Source organism: Rhodococcus sp. T2V, assembly GCF_029269925.1.
Taxonomy (GTDB): domain Bacteria; phylum Actinomycetota; class Actinomycetes; order Mycobacteriales; family Mycobacteriaceae; genus Rhodococcus_F; species Rhodococcus_F koreensis.
In genome coordinates this window covers 41,203-65,546 of sequence record NZ_JARJBD010000034.1, presented here as the reverse complement: position 1 = coordinate 65,546, position 24,344 = coordinate 41,203, and the positions used below count along the sequence as shown (strand labels likewise).

25 protein-coding genes and 1 riboswitch are annotated in these 24,344 nt (G+C 68.3%); of the genes, 8 read left to right on the top strand and 17 right to left on the bottom strand.

Features of this window, described 5'->3' with window-relative positions:
- Positions 1–89 precede the first annotated feature (89 nt).
- Positions 90–1,448 carry a wax ester/triacylglycerol synthase family O-acyltransferase gene (locus P3H15_RS26485; protein WP_276139946.1) on the top strand — a complete coding sequence of 453 codons (1,359 nt, stop codon included), beginning with the start codon at positions 90–92 and terminating at the stop codon, positions 1,446–1,448.
- Positions 1,449–1,477: 29 nt separating this feature from the next.
- On the opposite strand, the gene P3H15_RS26480 is transcribed toward P3H15_RS26485, so the two are convergent.
- The 5 genes from P3H15_RS26480 to P3H15_RS26460 all read right to left on the bottom strand — a co-directional run bounded on the left by P3H15_RS26480 (position 1,478) and on the right by P3H15_RS26460 (position 5,654).
- Positions 1,478–2,290: an ABC transporter ATP-binding protein gene (locus P3H15_RS26480; protein WP_276139945.1), complete on the bottom strand. Its 813-nt coding sequence runs from the start codon at positions 2,288–2,290 to the stop codon at positions 1,478–1,480.
- Entirely contained in the window at positions 2,283–3,104 is an 822-nt protein-coding gene (locus P3H15_RS26475; protein ID WP_276139944.1) for an ABC transporter permease, read from the bottom strand. The genes P3H15_RS26480 and P3H15_RS26475 overlap by 8 nt, the downstream gene beginning before the upstream one ends.
- Positions 3,082–4,122: an ABC transporter substrate-binding protein gene (locus P3H15_RS26470; RefSeq protein WP_072945923.1), complete on the bottom strand. Its 1,041-nt coding sequence runs from the start codon at positions 4,120–4,122 to the stop codon at positions 3,082–3,084. The genes P3H15_RS26475 and P3H15_RS26470 overlap by 23 nt, the downstream gene beginning before the upstream one ends.
- A complete protein-coding gene (locus P3H15_RS26465; RefSeq protein WP_276139943.1) occupies positions 4,107–4,829 on the bottom strand; it encodes a TenA family protein in 723 nt (240 codons plus the stop codon). Before P3H15_RS26465 ends, P3H15_RS26470 begins: the two co-directional genes overlap by 16 nt.
- Positions 4,823–4,918, bottom strand: a riboswitch (TPP riboswitch). (Overlaps the previous gene by 7 nt.)
- A 58-nt stretch (positions 4,919–4,976) precedes the next feature.
- A complete protein-coding gene (locus P3H15_RS26460; protein WP_276139942.1) occupies positions 4,977–5,654 on the bottom strand; it encodes an NUDIX hydrolase in 678 nt (225 codons plus the stop codon).
- Positions 5,655–5,766: 112 nt separating this feature from the next.
- Between P3H15_RS26460 and P3H15_RS26455 the strand changes: the two genes are divergently transcribed.
- The gene (locus P3H15_RS26455) at positions 5,767–7,320 is read left to right on the top strand and encodes a carboxylesterase/lipase family protein (RefSeq protein ID WP_276139941.1); all 1,554 of its coding nucleotides are present in this window, start codon (positions 5,767–5,769) and stop codon (positions 7,318–7,320) included.
- On the opposite strand, the gene P3H15_RS26450 is transcribed toward P3H15_RS26455, so the two are convergent.
- The 6 genes from P3H15_RS26450 to P3H15_RS26425 all read right to left on the bottom strand — a co-directional run bounded on the left by P3H15_RS26450 (position 7,313) and on the right by P3H15_RS26425 (position 12,701).
- The gene (locus P3H15_RS26450) at positions 7,313–8,554 is read right to left on the bottom strand and encodes an MFS transporter (protein ID WP_276139940.1); all 1,242 of its coding nucleotides are present in this window, start codon (positions 8,552–8,554) and stop codon (positions 7,313–7,315) included. The genes P3H15_RS26455 and P3H15_RS26450 overlap by 8 nt on opposite strands.
- Before the next feature lie 84 nt (positions 8,555–8,638).
- Positions 8,639–9,166 carry a DUF3558 domain-containing protein gene (locus P3H15_RS26445; RefSeq protein WP_276139939.1) on the bottom strand — a complete coding sequence of 176 codons (528 nt, stop codon included), beginning with the start codon at positions 9,164–9,166 and terminating at the stop codon, positions 8,639–8,641.
- On the bottom strand, positions 9,163–9,702 hold the full coding sequence (locus P3H15_RS26440; RefSeq protein WP_276139938.1) for a DUF3558 domain-containing protein: 540 nt from the start codon (positions 9,700–9,702) through the stop codon (positions 9,163–9,165). Before P3H15_RS26440 ends, P3H15_RS26445 begins: the two co-directional genes overlap by 4 nt.
- The gene (locus tag P3H15_RS26435; protein ID WP_276139937.1) at positions 9,686–9,961 is read right to left on the bottom strand and encodes a GNAT family N-acetyltransferase; all 276 of its coding nucleotides are present in this window, start codon (positions 9,959–9,961) and stop codon (positions 9,686–9,688) included. The genes P3H15_RS26440 and P3H15_RS26435 overlap by 17 nt, the downstream gene beginning before the upstream one ends.
- Before the next feature lie 64 nt (positions 9,962–10,025).
- Positions 10,026–11,216, bottom strand: coding sequence for a DUF4185 domain-containing protein (locus P3H15_RS26430; protein WP_276139936.1), 1,191 nt, complete (start codon positions 11,214–11,216; stop codon positions 10,026–10,028).
- 111 nt (positions 11,217–11,327) lie between these two features.
- Positions 11,328–12,701 carry an FAD-binding oxidoreductase gene (locus tag P3H15_RS26425; RefSeq protein WP_276139978.1) on the bottom strand — a complete coding sequence of 458 codons (1,374 nt, stop codon included), beginning with the start codon at positions 12,699–12,701 and terminating at the stop codon, positions 11,328–11,330.
- Between the two features lie 513 nt (positions 12,702–13,214).
- Between P3H15_RS26425 and P3H15_RS26420 the strand changes: the two genes are divergently transcribed.
- Positions 13,215–13,544: a hypothetical protein gene (locus P3H15_RS26420; RefSeq protein WP_011594545.1), complete on the top strand. Its 330-nt coding sequence runs from the start codon at positions 13,215–13,217 to the stop codon at positions 13,542–13,544.
- Positions 13,545–13,573: 29 nt separating this feature from the next.
- Here the strand turns inward: P3H15_RS26420 and P3H15_RS26415 are convergent, their stop codons facing one another.
- Together P3H15_RS26415 and P3H15_RS26410 are read right to left on the bottom strand one after the other, a co-directional pair.
- On the bottom strand, positions 13,574–14,257 hold the full coding sequence (locus tag P3H15_RS26415) for a Type 1 glutamine amidotransferase-like domain-containing protein (RefSeq protein WP_276139935.1): 684 nt from the start codon (positions 14,255–14,257) through the stop codon (positions 13,574–13,576).
- Between the two features lie 5 nt (positions 14,258–14,262).
- Positions 14,263–15,081: a maleylpyruvate isomerase family mycothiol-dependent enzyme gene (locus P3H15_RS26410; RefSeq protein WP_276139934.1), complete on the bottom strand. Its 819-nt coding sequence runs from the start codon at positions 15,079–15,081 to the stop codon at positions 14,263–14,265.
- 168 nt (positions 15,082–15,249) lie between these two features.
- Here P3H15_RS26410 and P3H15_RS26405 point away from each other — a divergent pair, with 168 nt between their 5' ends.
- Positions 15,250–16,791, top strand: a complete 1,542-nt coding sequence (locus P3H15_RS26405; RefSeq protein WP_276139933.1) for an AMP-binding protein — start codon at positions 15,250–15,252, stop codon at positions 16,789–16,791.
- An 11-nt stretch (positions 16,792–16,802) separates the two neighbouring features.
- On the opposite strand, the gene P3H15_RS26400 is transcribed toward P3H15_RS26405, so the two are convergent.
- Positions 16,803–16,970, bottom strand: coding sequence for a hypothetical protein (locus P3H15_RS26400; RefSeq protein WP_276139932.1), 168 nt, complete (start codon positions 16,968–16,970; stop codon positions 16,803–16,805).
- Complete coding sequence (locus P3H15_RS26395; protein WP_072945947.1) at positions 16,967–17,368, bottom strand: DUF488 domain-containing protein; 402 nt, start codon at positions 17,366–17,368, stop codon at positions 16,967–16,969. Before P3H15_RS26395 ends, P3H15_RS26400 begins: the two co-directional genes overlap by 4 nt.
- Before the next feature lie 270 nt (positions 17,369–17,638).
- Between P3H15_RS26395 and P3H15_RS26390 the strand changes: the two genes are divergently transcribed.
- From P3H15_RS26390 to P3H15_RS26380, 3 genes are read left to right on the top strand one after another with little or no spacing between them, the layout of a single operon-like run.
- Positions 17,639–18,751, top strand: a complete 1,113-nt coding sequence (locus P3H15_RS26390; RefSeq protein ID WP_276139931.1) for a Re/Si-specific NAD(P)(+) transhydrogenase subunit alpha — start codon at positions 17,639–17,641, stop codon at positions 18,749–18,751.
- On the top strand, positions 18,752–19,078 hold the full coding sequence (locus tag P3H15_RS26385; RefSeq protein WP_276139930.1) for an NAD(P) transhydrogenase subunit alpha: 327 nt from the start codon (positions 18,752–18,754) through the stop codon (positions 19,076–19,078).
- Positions 19,078–20,502 carry an NAD(P)(+) transhydrogenase (Re/Si-specific) subunit beta gene (locus P3H15_RS26380; RefSeq protein WP_276139977.1) on the top strand — a complete coding sequence of 475 codons (1,425 nt, stop codon included), beginning with the start codon at positions 19,078–19,080 and terminating at the stop codon, positions 20,500–20,502. The genes P3H15_RS26385 and P3H15_RS26380 overlap by 1 nt, the downstream gene beginning before the upstream one ends.
- 68 nt (positions 20,503–20,570) lie before the next feature.
- On the opposite strand, the gene P3H15_RS26375 is transcribed toward P3H15_RS26380, so the two are convergent.
- The gene (locus P3H15_RS26375) at positions 20,571–21,188 is read right to left on the bottom strand and encodes a hypothetical protein (protein ID WP_276139929.1); all 618 of its coding nucleotides are present in this window, start codon (positions 21,186–21,188) and stop codon (positions 20,571–20,573) included.
- A 183-nt stretch (positions 21,189–21,371) separates the two neighbouring features.
- Between P3H15_RS26375 and P3H15_RS26370 the strand changes: the two genes are divergently transcribed.
- Complete coding sequence (locus tag P3H15_RS26370; RefSeq protein ID WP_276139928.1) at positions 21,372–23,147, top strand: multicopper oxidase family protein; 1,776 nt, start codon at positions 21,372–21,374, stop codon at positions 23,145–23,147.
- A gap of 3 nt (positions 23,148–23,150) precedes the next feature.
- On the opposite strand, the gene P3H15_RS26365 is transcribed toward P3H15_RS26370, so the two are convergent.
- Positions 23,151–24,341: an MFS transporter gene (locus tag P3H15_RS26365; RefSeq protein WP_276139927.1), complete on the bottom strand. Its 1,191-nt coding sequence runs from the start codon at positions 24,339–24,341 to the stop codon at positions 23,151–23,153.
- Positions 24,342–24,344: the final 3 nt, after the last annotated feature.

Here is a 24,344-nt window from a genome sequence, read left to right as displayed (position 1 = left end):
GTCGCACGGACGCTACGCCCGACGTAGCATCCAGGCGGAAGTCGTAATGGGATAGTGACCGAGCGGGGGTGAACGTCCAGGTGGGGATCATGCCGGTTACCGATTCGATATTCCTTCTCGGCGAATCGCGAGAGCATCCGATGCATGTCGGATCGCTCGAATTGTTCACACCGCCGGAGGGTGCCGGACCGGACTACGTGAAGTCGATGCACGAAACAATGCTCGAGCACACGGACGTCGACCCCACGTTCCGCAAGAAGCCGGCGGGCCCGGTCGGCAGTCTCGGGAACCTGTGGTGGGCCGACGAGTCGGACGTCGATCTCGAATACCACGTGCGTCATTCGGCCCTGCCTGCGCCGTACCGGGTCCGGGAATTGCTGACGCTGACGTCCCGGTTGCACGGCACGCTCCTGGACCGTCATCGCCCGCTGTGGGAGATGTATCTGATCGAGGGCCTCTCCGACGGCCGGTTCGCGATCTACACCAAGCTGCACCACTCGCTGATGGACGGGGTCTCCGGGCTGCGGCTGCTGATGCGGACGCTGTCGACCGACCCGGACGTGCGCGACGCGCCGCCGCCGTGGAACCTGCCGCGCTCGGGGTCGGCGAACGGAGCCGCCGCCCCCGACCTGTGGTCGGTGGTGAACGGGGTCCGCCGCACGGTCGGCGACGTCGCCGGTCTCGCGCCGGCGTCGCTGCGGATCGCCCGCACCGCGATGGGTCAGCACGACATGAGGTTTCCGTACGAGGCGCCCCGCACCATGCTCAACGTCCCGATCGGTGGCGCGCGCCGGTTCGCCGCGCAGTCCTGGCCGCTCGACCGGATCCATGCCGTGCGGAAAGCGGCTGGCGTCAGTGTCAACGACGTCGTGATGGCCATGTGCGCCGGGGGGCTGCGGGGCTACCTCGAGGAACAGAACGCGCTGCCGGACGAACCGCTGATCGCGATGGTTCCGGTGTCGCTGCGCGACGAGCAGAAGGCCGACGCCGGCGGCAACGCGGTGGGGGTGACGCTGTGCAACCTGGCGACGGACGTCGACGACCCGGCGGAGCGTCTGACGGCGATCTCCGCGTCCATGTCGCAGGGGAAGGAATTGTTCGGCAGCCTCACCTCGTTGCAGGCGCTGGCGTGGTCCGCGGTCAACATGTCACCGATCGCCCTGACGCCGGTGCCGGGGTTCGTCCGCTTCACGCCGCCGCCGTTCAACGTGATCATCTCCAACGTCCCGGGACCGCGGAAGACCATGTACTGGAACGGGTCCCGGCTGGACGGCATCTACCCGACGTCGGTGGTGCTGGACGGGCAGGCGCTGAACATCACGCTCACCACCAACGGCGACAACCTCGATTTCGGTGTCATCGGGTGCCGCCGCTCGGTGCCGAGCCTGCAACGCATCCTCCACTACCTGGAGGCTGCCCTCGGCGAACTGGAGGCGGCACTGCTCTGAGACGCTACTGCTCTGAGGCGCCGCGGGTTTCAGCGTCGGCCCGCCTCCTGCTCGACGAGGGCCCGCCGCGATTCCTCGTGCAGCACGCCGAGCAGTTCGTGTTCGACGTCCGCGAATTCGGGTGACGTCATCATCGACAGTTCGCGGGGGCGGGGCAGGCCCACCGTCACCTCGCGGCGCACGGTGGCGGGCCGGGCGGACAGCACGACCACCCGGTCCGACAGGTAGACGGCCTCCCGGATGTCGTGGGTGATCATCAGGACGGTCCACCGGTAGCGCTGCCACACGTCCTGCAACCAGGTCTGCATCTCGGTGCGGGTCAACGAATCCAGGGCGCCGAACGGCTCGTCGAGCAGCAGCACCGGACGGTCCTGGACGACGGTCCGCAGCATCGCGGCGCGTTGCCGCATCCCGCCGGACAGCTGGCTGGGGCGGGCGTCCTCGAACCCGCCGAGACCGAAGACGGAGAACAGTTCCCGGGCTTTGTCCCGCGCCTGTTTCCGGGGCATGCCCTGCACCTCGAGTCCGAGGGTGGTGTTGTCGAGGACGCTGCGCCACGGGAACAGCAGGTCCTTCTGCGGCATGTACGCGCATTTCGACGGGCCCCTGCCCGCGGGACGCACGGGCTCGCCGCCGATCGTGACGGTGCCGGTGTCCGGCTGGTCGAGTCCGGCGAGCATGGCGAACGCGGTGCTCTTCCCGCATCCGCTGGGGCCGATCACCGACACGAACTCACCCGGTTCGACGGTGAACGAGACGTTGTCGAGGACGGGACGGATGCCGCCGCGGACGGGGAATCCCTTGCTCAGTCCGGACAGTGCGACGCGCGCGGTCTCACTCATGCCGGGCCCTCTCGTTCTTGATCCAGGGGGCGACGACGCGCTCGACCGCGAACGTGAGCAGGTACAGGCTGACGCTGATCACGGCGGTCACGAGCACCGCCGCCAGCACCAGGTCGGTGCGGAAGGAGTTCTTCTGCGTGGCCATGTAGATGCCGAGACCGGACGTGGCCCCGACGTATTCGGCGAACACGGCACCCACGACGGCGTACGTGATGCCGATGCGCAGGGCGGTGAAGAACCGGGGGATCGCCGAGGGCAGCCGCACGTAGCGGAATTCCTGCCACCGGGAGGCGCCCATACTGCGCAACAGCGCGCCCGCCTCCCGGTCGGCGGCGGCGAACCCCTCGATCAGGCCGATCGTCATCGGGAAGAACGTGGCGAGGGCGATCACGAGGACTTTCGGCAGCAGACCGAATCCGAACCAGATGATCATCAACGGCGCGATCGCGATGATCGGCAGCGTCTGCGACACGACGAACAGCGGAACAAATGCGCGTCGCAGCCACGGCGAGAAGTCCACGAGCACGGCGAGAGCCCACGCGCAGAGCAGGGACACGGCGAACCCGATCAGCGTCACCTGCAGTGTCGCGGAGGCGTGACCGGAGATGGCGTCCCGCGCCCGCCAGCCCTGCTGCACGACCCGCAGCGGCGACGGCAGCACCTGCGGCCGGATACCGCTGACCGTCACGTACACCTGCCACGCGACGACGAGCAGTGCCACGACCACGACCGCAGGCAGCACCCGCCGCAGCAGCGGGGACGTGCCCGGGGCCGGGGTCCGGACGGTCGGGTCAGGGCTGAGCGAGGTACTCATTGGTGAAATACGTCGACCAGTCGGGTTCCGTGGTCAGCGGTGCCCCGTCGGGGCCGGTGAGCAGGCCGTGCTGGAACAGGAAACCGGAGTACCCCGCCCACTGCTCGGCCGTCTGGGTCCCGACCTTTCCGGAAGCGTCCTTCATGTACTCGGAGGACAGCATCTGCTGGCTCTCCCGCACGAGGGACTCGTCCGTGAACGCGCCGGGATTGGCGTCGATCAACATCTGCGCGGCCTCGTCCGGCCGGTCGGCGGCGAACTGGTAGCCGCGCTGCAGGGCCTGGACGAACTTGCGGGCCTGCTCGGGATGCTCGTCCATCCACTGCTCGTTGCCCTCGATGACGAGTGCGTACGCGTCCGGGAAGCCGTAGTCGGTGTAGTGGAAGTAGCGCATCGGGGTGCCCCGGTGCTCGGCCTCGATGCCCTCCCAGCCGAAGAACGACACGGTGAAGTCGGCGGTGCCGGAGTACACGGCCTCGTAGGCCGACGTGCCGAGCGTGACGGTGGTGAATTCGCCCTTGCCGCCGTCGTTCCGGATGATCTGCTTCAGGGTCTCCTCGCCGTCGGGGTCCGCGAAACCGGCGTAGATCTTGCCGTCGAGATCCCGGGGGCGGGTGATGTCGGCGCGATCCGCCTTCACCGCGATACCCGTCGCCCAGTGCTGCAGCGGGGCCATGACCGACGTGGTCTGGGCGCCCGCGGCCTTCGAGAACGTCGCGGAACTCTGGAAGCTCACGCCGAACTCCGCGTTGCCGGCGTCGACGAGGGTGTCGGGTGAGGTGTCGTTGTACGGCAGCACCTGCACGTCGAGACCGGCGTCCGCGAACCAGCCCTCCTGCTGGGCGACGAACAGGCCGGTGTGGTTGGTGTTCGGCGTCCAGTCGAGTGCGAACCGGATGGTGTCGTCGGACTGCGAGTCGCCGGCGCAGCCGGTGAGCATCGACAGGGCCGAGACGAGGATGACGGCCGCGGTGGCCGCGCGCTTGGTACGGGAGAAAAGTGTCACGACGCCGGCCATTCCTGCTTGTTGAGTGCTGTGTCCCAGAACATGAGTTCGTAGCGGCTGGCGATCGTGAACGCCTCCACCATCTCTTCGCGCTGGGCTTCGGTCGCGGCGTCCGCGGCGGCGTCCACGAGTTCGCGGGCCTTCGCGACGGCGGCGTGGAACTCCTCCGCGTCGTACGTGGTCACCCACTGTGCGTACGGGTGCGACGGATCGGCATCCAGCACGTCCCGGGCGCTCGCCGCGAGCCTGCGTCCCACGTCCGCGTAGATCCAGAAACACGGCAGCACCGCGGCGGCGGACACCGCGTACGGCTCGGTGGCGGCGACCGCCGTCAGGTAGGAGATGTACCCGAGGCAGGCCTGCGAATGCTGCGGCTCGGCGTCCGACGCGGGGAGTCGCCCGCTGGTCAGCAGATTCTGGTGCAGCGTCGCCTCGACCGTCGCGGCCTCGGCCGCCGAGCCGGCCCAGAAGCCGGCCTCGACGGGGCCCGGCGCATGCGCGGCGACCAGGGACAGGGCCTTCGCGTACCCGGTCAGGTACAGGAAATCCTGCTCGATGTACGTGCGGAACACGTCCAGCGGCAGTGTTCCGTCGCCGAGGCGGCGCAGGAACTCGAGTTCGTCGATCGCCTCGCGCAGCACCTTGGTCCGGTCCCACAAGTGGTCCGTGAATCGGGCGTGCCGGCCTGCGCCCGCAGCACCTTGGACAGAGCTATTCACAACGTTGACATCCCTTCGTCAGCATTACCTGAGCAGGTTCCCGGGTGTGTTCTCAGCCCCGCCCTTGCGGAGCACCCCGTGTCAGAACAAGCCGACCCTAGCACCGGCCGTGCCGCGAACGGAAAGGCCCCGGGTGGGTGGACGCGCTCAGCCTGCGAGGAACGCGGCCGCGCCCGGCGGGAGGGGCGCGGGGCCGCGCGTGTAGATCTCGGCGGGCCTGCCGGTCCCGACGACGGCCATGTCGCCGGTGTGCTCGAGGGCGGGCATCATGTGCCGGCGGAACGAGTCCTTCGGGAGGGGACGGCCGAACACCACCTCGTAGACCCGGCGGAGTTCGAGCACCGTGAACGTGTCGCCGGCCAGCCCCGACGGGTCGACGGACCGCGCGTACCGCTTGCGCAGGTCGGCGACGGCGAGGGTGACGACGTCCGCGTGGTCGAACGCGAGGTCCTGCGTCACCCGGTCGCCGTCGACGGGGATCAGCAGCGCGTCGCGGGGGAGCGCCGTGCGGGGCAGCGCCGCCCCGTGCGTCATCGACAGCACCCACCCGCGGTCGTCGCGGCCGGGGTCGTCGAACATCGCCAGCTGGTGGAACTCGGCACCCGCCAGTCCGGCCTTGATCCGCAGGCACCGCTCGGCGGCGTCCCGCAGCCGCTCGCCTTCGTGGAGGAAGGTGCCCGGAAGCGCGAGCCGGCCCGAACGGTGCGGAACCACAAGCACTTTCAGCTCGGGGCCGTCGACGGTGAGGACGGCGACGTCGACCGCCACGGACGGCCGCGGGTAGTCGAGGAGACTCTTGCCCTCGGGATCGGTCGATGCGGCCACGGAGCACATGTTAGCGCGCGGTTGATCTATATCGCGTTCGAACGGTCCTGCCTGCGCATCGTTGGTAGTTTGGCGAGAGATTCCCGTACGCGCTGCGTGAGGAGATTCGGCCGTGGATGTCGAGAAGTCAGGCGACACACTCGTCGTCCGCGCCCGGGACGGCGACGTGCGCGGCTATCCCGAAGGCGACGTCTACGCGTGGAAGGGCATCCCGTTCGCCGCCGCCCCCGTCGGCGACCTGCGGTTCCGGGCGCCGGCCCCGCCCACGCCGTGGGAGGGCGTGCGCGACTGCGTCGACTTCGGCCCGATGGCCCCACAGGGCCACGGCACCGCCGTCCCGATCGACGCCGGACTCGAGATGGACGAGGACTGCCTGTCGGTCAACGTCTGGGCACCCAGGCCCGACGGCACCCCGCGGCCGGTGATGGTGTGGATCCACGGCGGCGCCTACTGCCTGGGAACCGCAGCTCAGGGCATCTACAACGGGCGGATCCTGTCCACTCTCGGCGACGTCGTGCTGGTCTCGTTCAACTACCGGGTGGGGGCGCTCGGCTTCCTCGACCTGTCGTCGTTCTCGACGGCGGAGCGGGTGTTCGAGACCAACTGCGGGTTGCGCGACCAGGTCGCCGCCCTCGAATGGGTGCGCGAGAACATCGCGTCGTTCGGCGGTGACCCGGACGAGGTGACGGTGTTCGGGGAATCGTCGGGAGCCGGGTCGATCACCACCCTGATGACGTGCCCGAGCGCGGACGGGTTGTTCCACCGCGCGATCGCCCAGAGCCCACCCGCCACGTCGGTCTACGGCAGCGAGCGGGCGGCCACGGTCGCCAAGCAGTTCCTCGACATCCTCGACGTGGAACCCGCCCGGATCGACACGTTGCTGCGCCTCCCGTACCGCACGGTCATCGAGGCCAGCGACACCCTCGTCAACGAGGTGCCGACGAAGATCCCGGGCACACTCGCCATGGCGCCGGTGGTGGACCGCGACTTCCTGCCCCGCTACCCGGTAGCCGCGTTCCAGAAGGGCTACTCCCACCGCATCCCCCTCATCATCGGTTCCAACAAGGACGAGTCGTCGATCTTCAAGTTCATGAAATCGCCTCTGCTGCCGGTCACTTCGGATTCGGTGCAGGAGATGCTGCGGGCGATCGCGACCGATCACCCGGAACTGCCCGCGGCCCGCCTCGCCGACATCCTGTCGGCGTACCCGGACCGCGGCAAACCGAAGGGCGCACTCGCGATGTCCCGCGACGCCGCGTTCCGGATGCCCGCCCTGTGGGTGGCCGACGCCCACAGCAGGCACTCGCCGACGTGGATGTACCGGTTCGACCAGGCCACCCCGATGCTCAAGGCCGCACGAATCGGTGCCGGGCACGCCACCGAACTCCCGTACGTCTTCGGCAATTTCGACACCCTCAACATAGACCCGACGTTCTGGCTCGGCGGCCGGAAGACGGCACTCGAGGTGTCGGGCCGCATCCAGCGCCGGTGGCTCGCGTTCGCGCGGCACGGTGTCCCCGCCGCCCTGGACGCGTCCAAGCACTGGGCCCCCTACGACGAGGAGGACCGCGCCACGTTGCTGATCGACGGCGCGGACACCCTCGTGAAGGACCCGGACCACGAGATGCGGGTGGCCTGGGGCAACGACGTCATGGGGTTCAACTGAGCGGAACCTTCTCGTCCAGTTCCTTCAGCACGGGCAGCGCGAAGCACGCCAACCCGATGATCAGGACCGGGATCGCGAGCACGAAGAACGTCGGCTGGATACCCCACTTGTCGAGGATCGGGCCGGCCAGCAGGTAGCCCAGCGGACCCGCCGCGTACGCCGTGGACGTCATGACCCCGGTGACCCGGCCACGCATGTGCTCCGGACTGCGAGTCTGCATGGCGTAGTTGGCGATCGGGCCGACCGGACCGAACACCAGACCCTGCAGGAGAGCCAGCGCCAGGATCGCCCACAGCGGCGGCAGGAACGCCATCGCGACCATCGCCGCGCCCAGCACCGTCACCGCCACCACCATCAGCATCCGGCGCGACACGAACGGTGCGAGCGGTCCGTACGCGAGGGCGCCCACCACGCCGCCGATGCTGAGCGCCATCAGAACCGAACCGAGTTGCGCAGGTTTGTCGAGTTCGGTGAAGTACACCGGGAACACCACCGACTCGACCGGCATGTACAGCGCGACCACCGCCATGTCCACGAGCGCGATCGTGCGCAGGAGCCGGTTGTGCCACACGAACTTCAGCCCCTCGAGCGTGCCGTGCCAGATGGACGTCGGACGCGTCGCGGTGTCCGGTCTGCCGGCGTGCTCGAGACGCAGGAACGCGATCGTCGCCACCGACAGCACGAACCCGGCGGCGGCGACCCACAACGTGTTCACCGCGCCCACGGTGGCGATGAGGACGCCGCCGATGCCCGGACCGACGAGATACGCCACGTTGTAGTTGGCCTCGTAGAGACTGTTCATCCGGTCGAGTGACCACCCCGCGGACTTCGTGGCGGCGGGCAGCATCGACTCCCTGGCCGCGATGCCGGCCGGATCGAACGCAGCACCGATCGCGGCGAGGACGGCGATCACCGTGACGGTGAGGCCCGCCGTGGTCGCGATCACCGGGATCGCCGCCACGGACAGGGCCGACAGGCAGTCGGAGATCAGCGACGTGCGGCGTCGTCCGAACAGGTCGACGAACGTGCCCGCGAACAGGCTCGACAGCAACAGCGGGAGGGTGGCCGCGCCCGCGACGATCGCGGCGTCCGATGCGCGACCGGTCTGCTCGAGCACGAGCCACGGCAGCACGACGATCACGATGCCGTTGCCCGTGGAGGAGAACAGGGTCGCGACGTTCAGGAGGACCAGGGGCCCGAACCGGCGAGTCACAGCCGTCTCGGTGGCGGTCACGGCAAGGGTCCTCTGGTCGGCTCGGTCGGTGGTCCTTCGACGCTAACAGCGAGGTCGTGGCCACCGCGAGCGAATTTTCGGCCGCTACTGGTTGCGTTGCAGAGTCAACTCGGCGAGCGTGCGCGCACCGTCGCACGGGTCGCCCGTCCCGGAACGTTGCTGCACCCACCACGTGATGACACCGGAGTAGGCGGCGGTGATCCCGCACGTCGCCGAATCACCCGGCCGCCGGGCGCTGAACGCCGACGTGCCCGCGATCGTCGTGGTCTCCACCTGATAGCCCAGCTGGTCCGCCACCGCCCGCTCCCGCTGCAACGAGTTGTTCTCGAACCAGCCGAACGTGACGTCGATCGATCCGGCGGCGGACGACACCGTCCACATGCACACCGCGCCGTAGAAGTACTGGTCGATGCCTGCGCCGTGCAGTGTCTCCACGATCTTGTCGTTGGGGACGGCGTCGCATTCGCGCAGGAGTTTGTCGAACTGCGGCGAGCCGCCGTCGTCGGAGGGGGCGGCGCCCTCGGGCAGGGGAGTGCCCGTGACGGCGGTGCCGCAGCCGGCCAGCACCATCGCCGACGCGACCACCGCGGCGAGTCGCCGGCGGCCGCTCATCTGGCCTTCTCCAGCGTCAAACGGCCGAGCGCGGTCGGTGCCTCGCACGGATCGGAGGGTGCACTGCCCGTTCCGTAGCGGACCAGCCAGTGCACGAAGTCGGAACCGGTGCCGAGCGCGACCTCGCAGAACCCGACGTTCTGCGACGAAAACCCGCGATGCCCGGCGATCTCGAGGTCGTGGACCTCGTGACCGATGCCCTTGGCCACCGACCGCTCCCGGTCGATGGGGCTGCCGCGGTACCAGGTGAACATCACGTACCGTTCGCCGCCGTCCGCTTCCCACCGGCACTTGATGCCGTTCCGCGACACCGGGGTGAGCCCCGCGACCCCCGCCCGCTCGTACACCTCGGCGTCGGTGAGCGAGCCGCATTCACCCACGAACGGGCCGGGCTGCACGGCTACCGAGGTGGTCGGCGCGGATGCCGGATCGGTGTCCGAACCGCCGCCGGAACCGCAACCGGCCAGCACGACCGTCGCGGCGAGAAGACACGTCGCGCGGACGGCCGGGCGGAGCGGATCAGACGAGCTCCGCATAGCTCGGATTCTCGGTGATGTACTTCTCCACGTACGAGCACGACGGGATCACGGAGAGCCCACTGGACTTCGTGTCGTCGAGGGCGGCCTTCACCACCACCGCCGCCAGACCCTGCCCGCGGAACTGCGGGTACGTCACGGTGTGGTGGAAGTCGCGGGCGCCGTTCCGCTCGAAGTAATCGGCGTATCCGGCCAGCTGACCGTCGAGGTAGATCTCGAACCGGGATTCCGACACGTCGTGTTCCACCGTGGCCGCCACAGATCGCTCCTCTGCTCGTGTGGCGTGCGCGCTGTCCCGCGCACGCTGTCACTCGCAGATTACGTCAGTCCGCGAGGTTGGTGCGCAGCAGCATGACGTTGTAGTCCGACCAGGTGGTGGCCAGGAAATACAGGTCGGATCCCTTCGACCACGGGTGCATGTACGCGCCGTAGAGCTCGGGCACGTCCCGGCTGCTCACGAGCACTTCGGGTTCGCTCCAGCCGGATTCGAGGTGGTCGGACCGGCGCATCACCACCGAGTTGCCGGCATCGGTGTACATCGCCACGAACTGACCGAGGTATTCGTTGAACTGCACGGACAACTCGCTGACCGGTCCGGGGATCACCGGTGTGGCGACGGTGGCGTTGGCCTTCACCCAGGCCTTGCCGTCCCAGTACTCGTACAGCGTGAGGTTCCGGATGTCCGCCTCCTTCACCCGCGACAACCGGGCGTCGCCGGAACGCCCCGAGGGGGTGCCGAACGCGTAGACGAATCCGTCGTGCTTGACGTACGAGCCCATCTGGAAGTTCTCGGCGCCCGTGCCCGGCACGTTGGGCCGCAGCGTCAGCGGATCGGTGACCCAGTTCTCGCCGTTTTCCACGGAGTACGCGATGCCGGACGCGTTGGTGTCCCACTCGCCCGGGGCGCCCCAGCTGCGCACCGACATGTAATTGATGTATTGCGTCGCGGCCGGGCCCTCGCCGACCGAGATGCCGGTGGTGGGGATGACGGTCTGCTCCACGCCCGGGATCTTCTGGCTCTGGATGATCTCCTTGGAATGGTTCGGCAGGTCGACCGGGGAATTGTCGATGCCCATCCCGTCGGTGAGGTCTTTGTCGGAGCTGCGCAGCAGGATGTTGCTGCGCCAGTCGCCGACCAGACCGCACAGCGGGTTGTCGCTCAGCCCGACGGTGTCACCGAACGCGGTGAGGATCTCGCCTCCGCCGTTGTCCCACATGATGCCGAGGTCGGTGCCGAGTACCCGGAACCTGCCGATCGTGTCGTTGGGGCTGCGAGGCCCGGTGATGTGCGCGATTGCCTGAGTTTTGCCACGCAGCTCGGGAAGGCGGCCGTCACTGCCGTTGAGCCAGGGGATGGGATTGATGCCCTGGCCCGAGCCACTCGATCCGAGGCTGCCGGTTCCGCCGAGGCACGGCGCCGCCGTCGCAACAGGGGGCGCCAGCGTGACGAACGTGCAGGTGGAAGCGAGTAAGGCGGGCATCGCCAGGGAGGCGACACGGCGGAGTCCGGTCACGAGCGCACCTCTCTGCGACGAGTCGAGTTCGGTCCGGCCACGCTAGCAATACCTCACCTGTCACACCAGTCCCTTGGGTAACCATTGGGTATCGCACCCGCCCCGGGGTAGCTACAGAATCGCTCCGGGGTTGAGTATCCCCAGTGGGTCGAGTGCCGTCTTGATCCGCTGCGTCAATTCCATGACGTCCGGGCCCAACTGGTCGGGCAGCCAGGCCTTCTTCAAGCGGCCGACACCGTGCTCGCCGGTGATCGTGCCGCCGAGAGCGATTGCGAGGTCCATGATCTCGCCGAAAGCGAGGTGTGCGCGCTCGGCCATCGCGGCATCCTCGGGGTCGAACACGATGAGCGGGTGCGTGTTTCCGTCGCCGGCATGGGCGATCACCGCGACCATCACGTCACGCTCGCGGGAGATGGCCGCGATTCCCTCCACCAGCGCAGGCAGTTTCGGCAACGGGACCCCGACGTCCTCGAGGAGCAGGGTGCCCAGTCTCTCGACCGCGGGGATCGCGAATCGTCTTGCCGCGGCGAACGCTTCGCCCTCGTCGGGGTCGTCGGTGGTGAAGACCTCGGTCGCGCCGTTTGCCGTGCAGGCGTCCGCCATGACGGAAATCTCTTCGGCTGCAATCGAACCGGGGGCGTCCGACCGGGCGATGAGCATCGCCTCCGCCGTCCGGTCCAGGCCCATCTTCAGTGCGTCCTCGACGGCGCCGATCGAGGCGCGGTCCATGAACTCGAGCATCGACGGTCGCAGCGTGCGGGTGATGGCCAGCACGGTGTCGGCGGCCGCCTTCACGGAGGCGAACGACGCGACGAGGGTGCTCGCAGGCGGCTGGGCCGGGATCAGCCGCAGCGTCGCCTCCGTGACGATGCCGAGTGTTCCCTCGCTCCCGACGAACAGCTTGGTCAGCGACAGGCCGGCCACGTCCTTCAGCCGCGGGCCGCCGAGGCGCACGTCCGTCCCGTCCGCGAGAACCACCCGCAGCGCGAGGACGTAGTCGGTGGTGACGCCGTATTTGACGCAGCACAGCCCGCCCGCGTTGGTCGCGACGTTGCCGCCGATCGAGCACATCTCGAACGACGACGGATCGGGCGGGTACCAGAGGCCGTGTTCGGCGGCCGCGGCCTTGACCTCGGCGTTGAGCAGCCCCGGTTCGGCGACGGCGATCCGCGTCACCGGGTCCACCTCGATCCGGCGCATGCGCTCGGTGCTGACCACCACGCTGCCCGCCACGGCGGTGGCGCCGCCGCTGAGCCCGGAGCCGGCGCCGCGCGGGATCACGGGGACGCGGTGCTCGGTCGCCCAGCGCATCACCACCTGGACTTCCTCGGTGGTCGTGGGGCGGGCGACGGCGAGGGGGAGGACGGCGTCGGGATCGCGCGCCCAGTCCTGGCGGTAGGACGCCAGGACGTCCGGATCGGTGACGAGGCAGCCCCGGGGGAGCGCGCTCGTGAGCGCCGCGAGTGCGTCGTCGGTGACCGTCATCGTGACTCCTGGAATGCGGGTGTCGGGGACCTCGACGGTAGCCCGGCGAACGGCGAGTGTCCGCGAATTGGTCATGCGTCCAACTGAACCGATTCCGACCGTGTTTCCCGGATATCGCTCCAACCTGGACGTTCGGTGTAGAAGCGACCCCCCAATAGCCCATCTGTTAGTTACTTACGCGTAGGAGTCTCACGATGTGGGATCAGGGGGGTGAATTTTTTCGGAGGGTCCACCGATGGGGTATGCAACCGTGCCCGGAGGGGAAAATGCTGGTAGAGGCGTCCCGCGAACCGGGCGGACCCGGACGAATCGGGTGTAACACAGGTCACATTCGTCGCTCTGTTACCGGATCGTATCGACCAGGCAATGCAAAAACCCACTTCTACGGGTTAGCGTCTTGCATCGTCAAACACCGGCGAGGCGTTACACCCAAACGGAGATTCTCACGAAATGTGAGCCAGAACACCGTTGGGGCCGGGTTTTGCCGCACCGACCCTGGAAGGACCCGCACCGATGAATGCACTCCACCGAGATCCCAGCAGCTACATCTCCGCGATGTTCTCGTACGAGTTCCTCGATGGTGGTATCGACTACGACTCCATCGAGCAGATCCACCGTGGCGAGTTCGACGAATGGATCTTCGCACTCGCCGGTTCGGGATTGTTCACCAACGAGGAAGTTCGGTCGATGGTCCAGGAATGGCGCCTGAACCCGAAGACCCTCCTGAACACGCTCCTCGCCGACGCGGACGAAGTCACCGCCAAGCGCTGCGAGGTCACCTGGGCCGCACTCGACCGCGTCGCCCCCTTCACCCCGTCCGTGCCGGTCGCCGTCTTCGGCTGAAGGCCTTCCAGCCGCAGGGCTCGCCGTCGTCAGACGAGTTCGGTTCGATCTCCGTTCACGACGATCGCCTGATCGTCCGTCAAGGTGCGGTACTCGATGCCGGCGAGCCGCAGGGCGTCGACCGTGCGCCGAACGGCGGCCACGTCCTCCAAGGGCACCGCGTTCTCGGCCCCTGGAAGCTCCGCAGGCGGGTGATGCGGCACGATCGCGAAGCCCACCATCCCCAGTCCGTCCCAGCGCGGCTCCACGCCACACGTCGCGACCACCTCCGCCGGGTCGTCGGAGGAGTCGAGACCGTGCAGCGTCGGAGTCATCACGCAGGCCCCCGCGCTGTAGCCGGCGTACACGAGCGAATCGCTCGCCAACAGTTCCGGGATCACCCGATCCGCCCCACTCCGGGCCATCTGCGCGCGCAGCACGAACGTGTTCCCGCCGCGCACCCACACCATGCCGAACCCGTCGAGCCGCTGCCTCAGCGCGGCCGCACGCGGCTGCCCGTCGTCGCCGACGTAGTCGCGTAGATCCACCTCCTCCGCGGTGAAGCCCAGGCGCGTCAGCGGCATCACGTCACTGACGACCGCGGACGTCCGCGCCGTCCGCGGCCACGCGTCCGCCGCGGCCGCGATCACCCCGACACGCCCCGGACGGCCGACGAGCGCCAGCAGCGGCGCAGGGTCCGCACCGAACCGGTACGAGGACAGGAACAGGCGCACCGCGGTCAGATCGTGAACGCGAGGTTGTCGACGATCCGCTTGCCCGCGTCGGTGTCGCCGCGCAACGCGATCTCGTCGCGGTGGTCCGCGGCCGTCGTCCTGCCGCCCGCCAGCCGGGTGAACAGCCGGGAGTCGAGAGTCACCGTCGTCGTGGCCTCCGACGGCAGTTCGTCGACCACCGCGGCCCTGCCGTCGACGGCGATGTGGATGTTCCGCGCGAGCGGTCCCGTCAGCTCGAGCGTGATCCTCGACCCGTCCGGAGCCTTGCCGCGCTTGCCGACGAGGAATGCGACGGCGCCTGCGATCTCCGCGAACGCCGTCTCCCCGCGCAGGCCGCCCTCGTCGCCGGGCAGCCCGAGCGCGTCCCGCAGGTCGAGCTCGTGCATCCAGCAGTCGAACACGCGGATGCGCATGAACCGGAGATAGGGCGCCGGCCCGACCGGCGTGGTGGTCTCGGCCGCGAACATCTCGTCGGTCATCTCGCCCAGCTCCGACCGCCTGCGGGCGACGATCATCCGGAAACGCTCGAGCATTTCGGGGCCGGAGCACCCCCGCAGTCCCTCCACCCACTGTTCGTTGAACGCACCGATCTCGTTGCGCACGTGGGCGAGGCCGCGGACGTCGATGGTGGTGTGCGGCGCGGAGATTCCGGCGAGCAGCGACTCCGTGCCGATGAGATGCGCGGTCACGTCGTGCACCGTCCACCCGGGCAGGGCGGTGGGCGTGAACCACGCGTCCCCGGACAACGAGGACAGCACGTCGTCGAGTACGTCCCATTCCTCGAACAACGCGTCGAGGATCGATTCCTTCTGCAGGGCATTCACGGGTCGTACGCCTCCTTTTGCCTCAACTCTAGGACCTTCCGCCGGACAGTCCGAGCATTTTCGCCGCGGGTGGGCGAATGCGCCGGTGAGAGCGTCGAAGGACTCCCCGTCCGGGGGTTCGGTGTGGTAGACCGATGGTGAGAATCTCCATTAACAAAAGGAGTGCGGATGTTCCCTGGAAACTTCGTGGCGACCACCCCGGACAAGCCCGCCGTCATTCGTCCCTCGACGGGGGAGCGGCTGACCTACCGGGAGTTGGACGAGCGGTCCACCCGCCTCGCACGGCACCTGCGCTCGCTCGACCTGAAGGTCGGCGACCACCTGGCGCTCGTGTCGAGCAACGACCTCCGGGTCCTCGAGGTGTACTGGGCGGCGCTGCGATCCGGGCTGTACATCACCGTGGTGAACTGGCACCTCACCGCGGAGGAAGCCGGTTACGTCGTCGACGACTGCGGAGCCGGGGTGCTCATCGTGTCCGCCGACGCGGGCGGCGCCGTGCCCCGCGACCCGAAGCAGTTGCCCCGCGTCCGTCACCGGCTCGTGTACGGCGGTGCGCTGGAGGGCTTCGACAGCTACGAGGACGCCGTGGCGGCGCAGTCGGCCGAACCGCTCGATTCGCAGCCCCGCGGACAGGACATGCTGTACTCGTCGGGCACCACCGGACGGCCCAAGGGGATCAAACCCGCACTCCCCGAGGGTGAAGTGGACACGACGACGGACCCGTACACCGCGGTGTTCGCCCCGATGTACGGATTCGATTCCGACACCGTCTATCTGTGCCCGGCACCGCTGTATCACGCCGCGCCGCTACGCTTCTGCGGCACCATCACCTCCGTCGGCGGCACGATCGTGCTGATGGACCGTTTCGACGCCGAGGAATCGCTGCGGCTCATCGAGGAGTACCGGGTGACCCACAGTCAGTGGGTTCCGACGATGTTCGTCCGGATGCTCAAGCTGCCGAAGGACGTTCGCGACAAGTTCGACGTGTCGAGCCTGAAGGTGGCGATCCACGCGGCGGCGCCGTGCCCGCCCGACGTGAAGCGGTCGATGATCGACTGGTGGGGTCCGGTCGTCCACGAGTACTACGCCTCCACGGAGGGCGCCGGTGCCACGTTCATCGACAGCGCCCAGGCACTCGCCAAGCCCGGGTCGGTGGGCCACGACGGGGTCATGGGCATCGTCCACATCTGCGACGACACCGGCGCGGACGTCCCCGTCGGCGACGTCGGAACCGTCTACTGGGAACGGGAGGAGCGACCGTTCGAGTATCACAACGACCCCGCGAAGACCGACTCCGCGACGCACCCCGACCACTCGACGTGGACGACGAGCGGCGACATCGGGTACATCGACTCCGACCGCTTCCTCTACCTCACGGACCGGGCCGCGTTCATGATCATCTCGGGTGGAGTGAACATCTACCCGCAGGAGTCGGAGAACGTTCTCACCATGCATCCCAAGGTGTTCGACGTCGCGGTGATCGGCGTACCCGACGAGGAGATGGGCGAACAGGTCAAAGCCGTCGTGCAACTCGTCGACGGAGTGGAGCCGTCGGACGCCGTCGCCCGCGAGCTACTCGACTACGTGCGGGAGCGGGTCAGTCACTACAAGGCGCCGCGCAGCATCGACTTCTCCGACGACCTGCCGCGCACCCCCACCGGCAAACTCGTCAAGCACAAACTCCGCGCGCGGTACCTGAACGCCGGCTGAACCCCCGACCGTCACCTGTCCCGTGCCGCACCGCAGCGCGGGCAGGTGCTCGCGGTCCGGTCGGTGAGGAACAACCCGCAGTCGGGGCACACGCGGTCGAGCCAGCAGACCGGATCGCCGCCGCCGACGTCGCCGTCCGGCTCGGCGACGGGCACGGCCTCGTCGCCGGGAGACGTCACAACCGATCCAGCATGTATTCGGCGAGGACCTCGGCATGACTGTGACTGACGTCCTTCGTCGCGGTGAGCAGAACGATCGGCCGCCCCTGCGCCAGTTCCTGCACCCGTGCGACCGCCTTCCGGCCGGTCGGTGAATCGAGCTCGTGGACGTACCGCTCGCGGAACTCGCTGAACGCGGCGACGTCGTGCGAGTACCAATGACGCAACTCCGTCGACGGCGCCAGGTCCTTGGCCCAGTCGTCGAAATGGAACGCGTCCTTGCGCAGCCCCCGCGGCCACAGCCGGTCCACGAACAGTCGCAGTCCGTCGCCCTCGGTCGGATGGTCGTAGACCCGCTCGACGATCACCGGCGGATCCGCGGTGACGTCCTCCGCGCTCCGTTCCTTCGGTTTGCTCATGGCCGAACCTCCGCTTCCGTGCGGCTGTCTACCGTCAGACTACGACGAATCGCCCTGTGATCGGGTTCACAAACGAGCAGAAAGATCTGTGAGAACGACTGTTCGGACTCGATTCAGACGCGTACGCACGGACTTCTCTGTTCCCTACGTCACGCGATCTCTGGCTACTATCAGCTAACTCAGTCGAATCGGGGGAATTTTTTTCCGCTCATCATCGGTTGATCGCCGCTCGTCGCGGCACACACACCATCTACCGCAGGAAGTCGATACATGGATACATCGCAGAGCGCGTCCACTGCGCGCCCGACGATCGGTGTCGTTCGGGAGTCGAACGACGGTGAGCGTCGGGTGGCGTTGGTGCCGAAGGTTGTGGCGTCGTTGATCGCCAAGGGCGTCGACGTGGTGGTCGAGTCGGGTGCCGGGTTGGGCGCGTTGATTCCGGACGAGTTGTACAAGGACGCGGGGGCGACGATCGCCGATCCGTGGTCGGCGGATGTGGTCGTGAAGGTCGCGCCGCCGTCGGACGAGGAGGTGGGCCGGTTGCATGCCGGGCAGACCCTGATCGGGTTCCTCGCCCCCCGCAATCAGGACAACCAGGTCGCCGCGCTGAAGGCGGCCGGGGTGGCGGCGTTCGCCGTGGAGGCGATCCCGCGGATCTCCCGCGCCCAGGTGATGGACGCGCTCTCGTCGCAGGCGAACGTGTCCGGCTACAAGTCGGTGCTGCTGGCGGCGTCGGAGTCGACCCGGTTCTTCCCGATGCTCACCACCGCCGCGGGCACCGTCAAGCCCGCGACGGTGCTGGTGCTCGGGGTCGGGGTCGCCGGCCTGCAGGCCCTGGCCACGGCGAAGCGGCTCGGCGGCCGGGCCACCGGCTACGACGTGCGCCCCGAGGTCGCCGACCAGGTCCGCTCGGTCGGTGCGCAGTGGCTCGATCTGGGGATCGACGCCGCCGGTGAGGGCGGCTACGCCCGGGAGCTGACCGAGGCGGAGCGGGCGCAGCAGCAGCAGGCGCTCGAGGACGCGATCAAGGGTTTCGACGTGGTCATTACCACCGCCCTGGTCCCGGGCCGCCCGGCACCGCGCCTGGTGACCGCCGCCGCGGTGGAGGGCATGAAACCGGGCTCGGTGGTGGTCGACCTGGCCGGCGAGACCGGCGGGAACTGCGAGCTCACCGAACCCGGTCAGACGGTTGTCAAGCACGGGGTGACGATCTGCTCGCCGCTGAACCTGCCCGCGTCCATGCCCGAGCACGCCTCGGAGCTGTACTCGAAGAACATCTCCGCGCTGCTGGAGCTGATGCTCGTCGACGGGGCGCTGGCCCCGGATTTCTCGGACGAGGTCCTGGCCGCGTCCTGCGTCACCCGTGAGGAGGGTGTGTCCTAGATGTATACCGAATTGTTGGCGAACATCGCGATCCTGGTGTTGTCCGGGTTCGTGGGGTTCGCGGTGATCTCCAAGGTCCCGAACACGTTGCACACCCCGCTGATGTCGGGCACGAACGCGATCCACGGCATCGTCGTGCTCGGCGCCCTGGTGGTGCTCGGGAAGGTCGACAACCCGCCGTGGGGGCTGCAGGTGATCCTGTTCGTCGCGCTGGTGTTCGGAACGATCAACGTGGTCGGTGGTTTCGTGGTGACCGACCGGATGCTGGCGATGTTCAAGTCGAAGCCGGCTGCCCCCGTTGCTGCTGAGAAGGCGGGTGATCGGTGATGGAGTATTTGGTCAACGTGCTCTACATCGTGGCGTTCTCGATGTTCATCTACGGTCTGATGGGTCTGACCGGCCCGAAGACCGCGGTCCGCGGTAACCAGATCGCCGCGGTCGGCATGGGTGTCGCCGTGGTCGCCACCCTGATCTCGATCCGGGACACCTCCAACTGGGTGCTGATCGTGTCCGGTCTGGTGATCGGTGTGGTGCTGGGGGTGCCGCCGGCGTTGCGGACGAAGATGACCGCGATGCCGCAGTTGGTGGCGTTGTTCAACGGTGTCGGTGGTGGCACCGTCGCGTTGATCGCGTATGCGGAGTTCCTGGACTCGGACGGGTTCACCGCGTTCTCCCATGGTGAGTCGCCGACGGTGCACATCGTGATCGCGTCGCTGTTCGCGGCGATCATCGGGTCGGTGTCGTTCTGGGGCAGCGTGATCGCGTTCCTGAAGCTGCAGGAAACCCTGCCCGGGCGGCCGATCGGCATCGGCCGGTTGCAGCAACCCCTCAATGCGGTGCTGCTGGTCGGGGCGGTCGCGTTGGCGGTGGCGATCGGGGTCAAGGCGATCGACCCGACCGCACCCACGTCGCAGTGGTGGATCGTCGGGGTGCTGGTGCTGGCGGCGGTGCTGGGGTTGATGGTGGTGCTGCCGATCGGCGGCGCCGACATGCCCGTGGTGATCTCCCTGCTCAACGCGTTGACCGGGTTGTCCGCGGCGGCGGCGGGTCTGGCGCTCAATAATCAGGCGATGATCGTGGCCGGGATGATCGTCGGGGCGTCGGGTTCGATCCTGACGAACCTGATGGCGAAGGCGATGAACCGGTCGATCCCGGCGATCGTGGCCGGCGGGTTCGGTGGCGGCGGCGCCGCGGCGGCGGTCGGCGACGGCACCGCGAAGACGGCGAAGGCGACGTCGGCGGCGGATGCGGCGATCCAGATGGCGTACGCCAACCAGGTGATCGTGGTTCCGGGGTACGGGTTGGCGGTGGCGCAGGCCCAGCACGCGGTCAAGGACATGGCCAAGTTGCTCGAGTCGAAGGGTGTCGAGGTCAAGTACGCGATTCACCCGGTGGCGGGGCGGATGCCCGGGCACATGAACGTGCTGCTGGCGGAGGCCGACGTCGAGTACGACGCGATGAAGGAAATGGACGACATCAACGACGAGTTCTCGCGGACCGATGTCACCCTGGTGATCGGGGCGAACGATGTCACCAACCCGGCCGCGCGGAATGATCCGTCCAGCCCGATTCACGGGATGCCCATTTTGAATGTGGATCAGTCGAAGTCGGTGATCGTGCTGAAGCGGTCGATGAACTCCGGGTTCGCCGGCATCGACAATCCGTTGTTCTTCGCGGACACCACCTCGATGCTGTTCGGGGACGCGAAGAAGTCGGTCTCCGAGGTCACCGAGGAACTCAAGGCCCTCTAGGCCCTCCGGGCCCGTGCGTGGTTGACGAGTGCAGAGACTCGTTAACCACGCACGGGCGGCGGAGCCGCCTACAGCCGCCGCGAGAAGGCGATGGCGGCTGTGTCGGGCCGGCGCTCTTCGCGCTCGGCCGCGACGGGGGAGTACAGCATCAGGGTGGACGCCAGCGCCCACCAGATCGCGAAGATGATCAGACTGGCCGCGAGGCCGAAGATGCCGGTGGACTCGACGAGCGCAGCGGCCCCTGCGACACCGAGAACGACGGCGAAACCCAGGCCCGCGATGACGGGCCGGAACCGGGGCGCCGACACCAGCAGCGCCGAACCGTACAGGGCGGTGACGGCGACGACGTGCCCGCTCGGCAGCAGCACGGACGGCGCATCCGATTCCCAGGCCCGCACGGCGGCGCTGGTGAGATTCGCGCCGATACAGAGCAGCAGTACCGCACCCATGCCGTACGAAAGTTTTCGCATCGCCGCGACGATGGCGAGAACGACGGCCGCTGCGAGGACCGTCGTGACGTCGATCGCCTGGATCACGGGTTCGGCGACGGGTCGGAGTGCCTCCGGGAGGACGAGACCCGACGATTCGGGGCGGATGAGGTACAGCGCGCACAGTGCCACCACACCCGCCGCGGCGAAGGCGAGGCGACGAACACTGTGACGAAGCCTGCTAGTCGATTCGGTCACGACACACAGTGTGCCAACCGACGCTGAGTGATCCATGAGCGGCCGCTGTGAGGTCGGTGAACGGTCGTCGTCGTGCGACGAGCGTGGGTCCGGATCTCGGGTAGGTGCCGCACCCGTCGGAGTAACGTCGTCGTCGACCGATCTCGAATCGTCTTTCCGCGTGACACGCACGAAGTGACCGATATGAGTGGACGGATCTCGCGCCGATCGTTCCTGCGGGCGGTGGCGCTGGGCGGTGGGCTGGGCGGGGTGTCGGCCGGTTCGGCGAGCGCGTTCCCCTTCGACATCGATCCGCTGCGACCGTTGATGTTCTCGTCGCCGCCGATCCAGCCGTATCGTGATCGGCTGCCGATCCTGCCGACGACGTCCGGGACGCGCGTCGACGTGCAGGCGAGCAGCACGCTGCATCAGTTCCACGCCGACCTGGCGCCCTCGCCGGCGTTGGCATACAGCGGCGCGGACTATCTCGGCGCGACGATCGAGGCGCACGTCGATCAGCCGACGACGATGGCGTTCCGGAACGCCGTCACCGTCCACCCGTTCGCGGTCGACTTCGACACGTCGCTGCACGGGCTGAGCGACCGGGACCGCACTCAGGTGCCCACAGCGACGCATCTGCACGGCGGGGTGAACCCGCCCCAGTTCGACGGGCACCCGGAGCAGGTGTTCCGGCCGGGCGAGGAGTACCTGCACCATCTTCCGAACCGGCAGGACGCGGCCGGACTCTGGTACCACGACCACGCCATGGGGGTGACGAGGCTCAACGTCTACGCGGGCCTGGTCGGGCTGTACCTGCTGCGGGACGGCTTCGACACCGGACGCGCCGACAATCCGCTGGGTCTGCCTGCGGGGGAGTTCGAGGTGCCGCTCGTGCTGCAGGAGAAGATGTTCACCGCTGACGGCAGGCAGCGGATCCGTTCGACGCCCACCGTGCCGCAGGGGAGTTGGGAAGGGGGCGCGGTCGGCGATGTCGGGGTCGTGAACGGCAAGGTGTGGCCGGAACTCGACGTGGCCCGCGGCCTGTACCGATTGCGACTCGTCAACGCGGGTTCGCTGAGCGTGTGGAATCTGTATTTCGGCAACCGCATGCCGTTCTGGGTCATCGGCGGCGACAACGGGTTGCTCGACGCCCCGGTCGCGGTGACGCGGGTGCGGTTGAGCCCGGCCGAGCGGGTCGACCTGCTCGTCGATTTCGGCGCGCTGGAACCGGGGTCGACGGTGGAGCTCTGCAACGACGAGCCACCGCCGTTCCAGGCCGCGCTGATCGGCGAGCGCACGATGCCGAGGTTCTGCCGGTTCCGGGTGGGCACGGCCCGCGGATTTACCGGCGCGCCGCCCGCGACGTTGCGCGGGGGACCCGGGCAGCCGGAGTTGCTGCCGCCGATCCCGCGGCCTCAGGTCTTCCGGGACGTCACCCTCAGCCAGCCGAGCGACGTGCGCCTGCCACCGTCGATCATGTCCCTGAACAACCTCCGGTATTCGACCGAGGACATCGAGTTGCCGCGCCAGGGGACGGTGGAGCAGTGGAACATCGTCAACGCGACCAACGATCCGCATCCCGTGCATCTTCATCTCGCGAACTTCCGGGTGCTGGGGCGTCAGGTCATCGAGACGCTGCGTCTCGCGTTCGCCGCCCCGCAGCCGCCGCTCGGAATCCGGTGGACGCCGTCCGCCGACGCGTTCACCATCTCGCCGCTCCTTCCCGCGGAACCGTGGGAGCGGGGATTCAAGGACACGGTGCTGGCGAACGCCAATTCCGTCACCAGGATTGTCGTTCGGTTCCGGACCGCGGAGTCGCTGGGATTCGATCCTGATGCCGTGTTCGGGCACGGGGAACACGACGCCCACGGGCACGGCCCCGGTGGAGTTCCGCGATCACTGCAGGGCTACGTGTGGCACTGTCACATCCTCGATCACGAGGATCACGAGATGATGCTCAGATACCGCACCGTCGCCTGAGGTTCAGGTGCGCCGGACCGCCCCCGCGAACGTGGCGGCCACCAGCACACACACCAGTGGCACCACCATCGCGACGGTCAGGGGAACCACCTGGGTGATCCAGCCGATGGTGGCGGGTCCGGCGAGAAATCCGACATACCCCAGCCCGACCACGCGGGACATGTTGGTGCCGGCGGAACCCGCGCCGAGGTTGCCCGCGGCAGTGAAGATCTGCGGGACGCAGCCCGACAGTCCCAGGCCGAACAGCGCCCAGCCGAGGATCGTGAGCGGGAGCAGCGCCGAGACGAGGACGAGCAGCATGCCGAGCGCGGCGATCAGGGTGCCGTAGCGGACGACGGCGACGGGGCCGAGCGCAGCGCTCACGCGGTCTGCCGTGAACCGGCCCACCGTCATCATCACCGAGAAGGCGCCGAACGCGAGGGCGGCGACGGAATCCGACGTTCCGAGGTGTTCCTTGACCTGCAGGGTGCTCCAGTCGTTCGCGACACCCTCCGACAGCATGAGGACGAAGGCGATGCCACCGAGCGCGAGCACCCGCACGGACAGTCGGCCGTGGGCCTTCTGGGCGGGTGCCGGGTCGTGCCGCGAGCGGGAATGATCCGCCATCAGCCGGCGGGAGCCCACGGCGACGGTGACGACCCCGATGCCGCCGGCGACCAGCAGCGCCGTCAGGGGCGCCCATCCGGCGGCGAGCGTCGCCGCACCGAGCAGGGACCCCGCCACCCCGCCGACGGAGAACAGGGCATGGAACGCCGACATGATCGGCCGTCGATATCGCTGCTCGACTTCGACGGCCTGGGAGTTCATCGACACGTCCAGTGCGCCGTTGGCGAAGCCGAACACGAGCAGGGTGAGTCCGAGTTGCCAGGCAGTGGACGCCAGCCCCGGACCCACGGTGGCGACCGACAGCGCGAGTCCGGCGACGATCACCATCCGCCTGCTGCCGAACCGGTCGGCCAGGGGGCCGCTGACCTGCATGCCGCCGATCGCGCCGACCGCCAGCAGGAGCAGCAGCGAACCCAGCGTGGAGTGGCTGATGCCGGTCCGGTTCTCGATCGCCGGGATGTGCACGACCCACATGCCCAGCAGGAACCCGTTGATCCCGAAGATCCCGAACGTTCCCGCCCTGGCCCGGCGGAGCGGCTCGGCCGCCGGCACACGCGTGTCGACAGGGGATGCTCGGGAAGTGCTCACCGA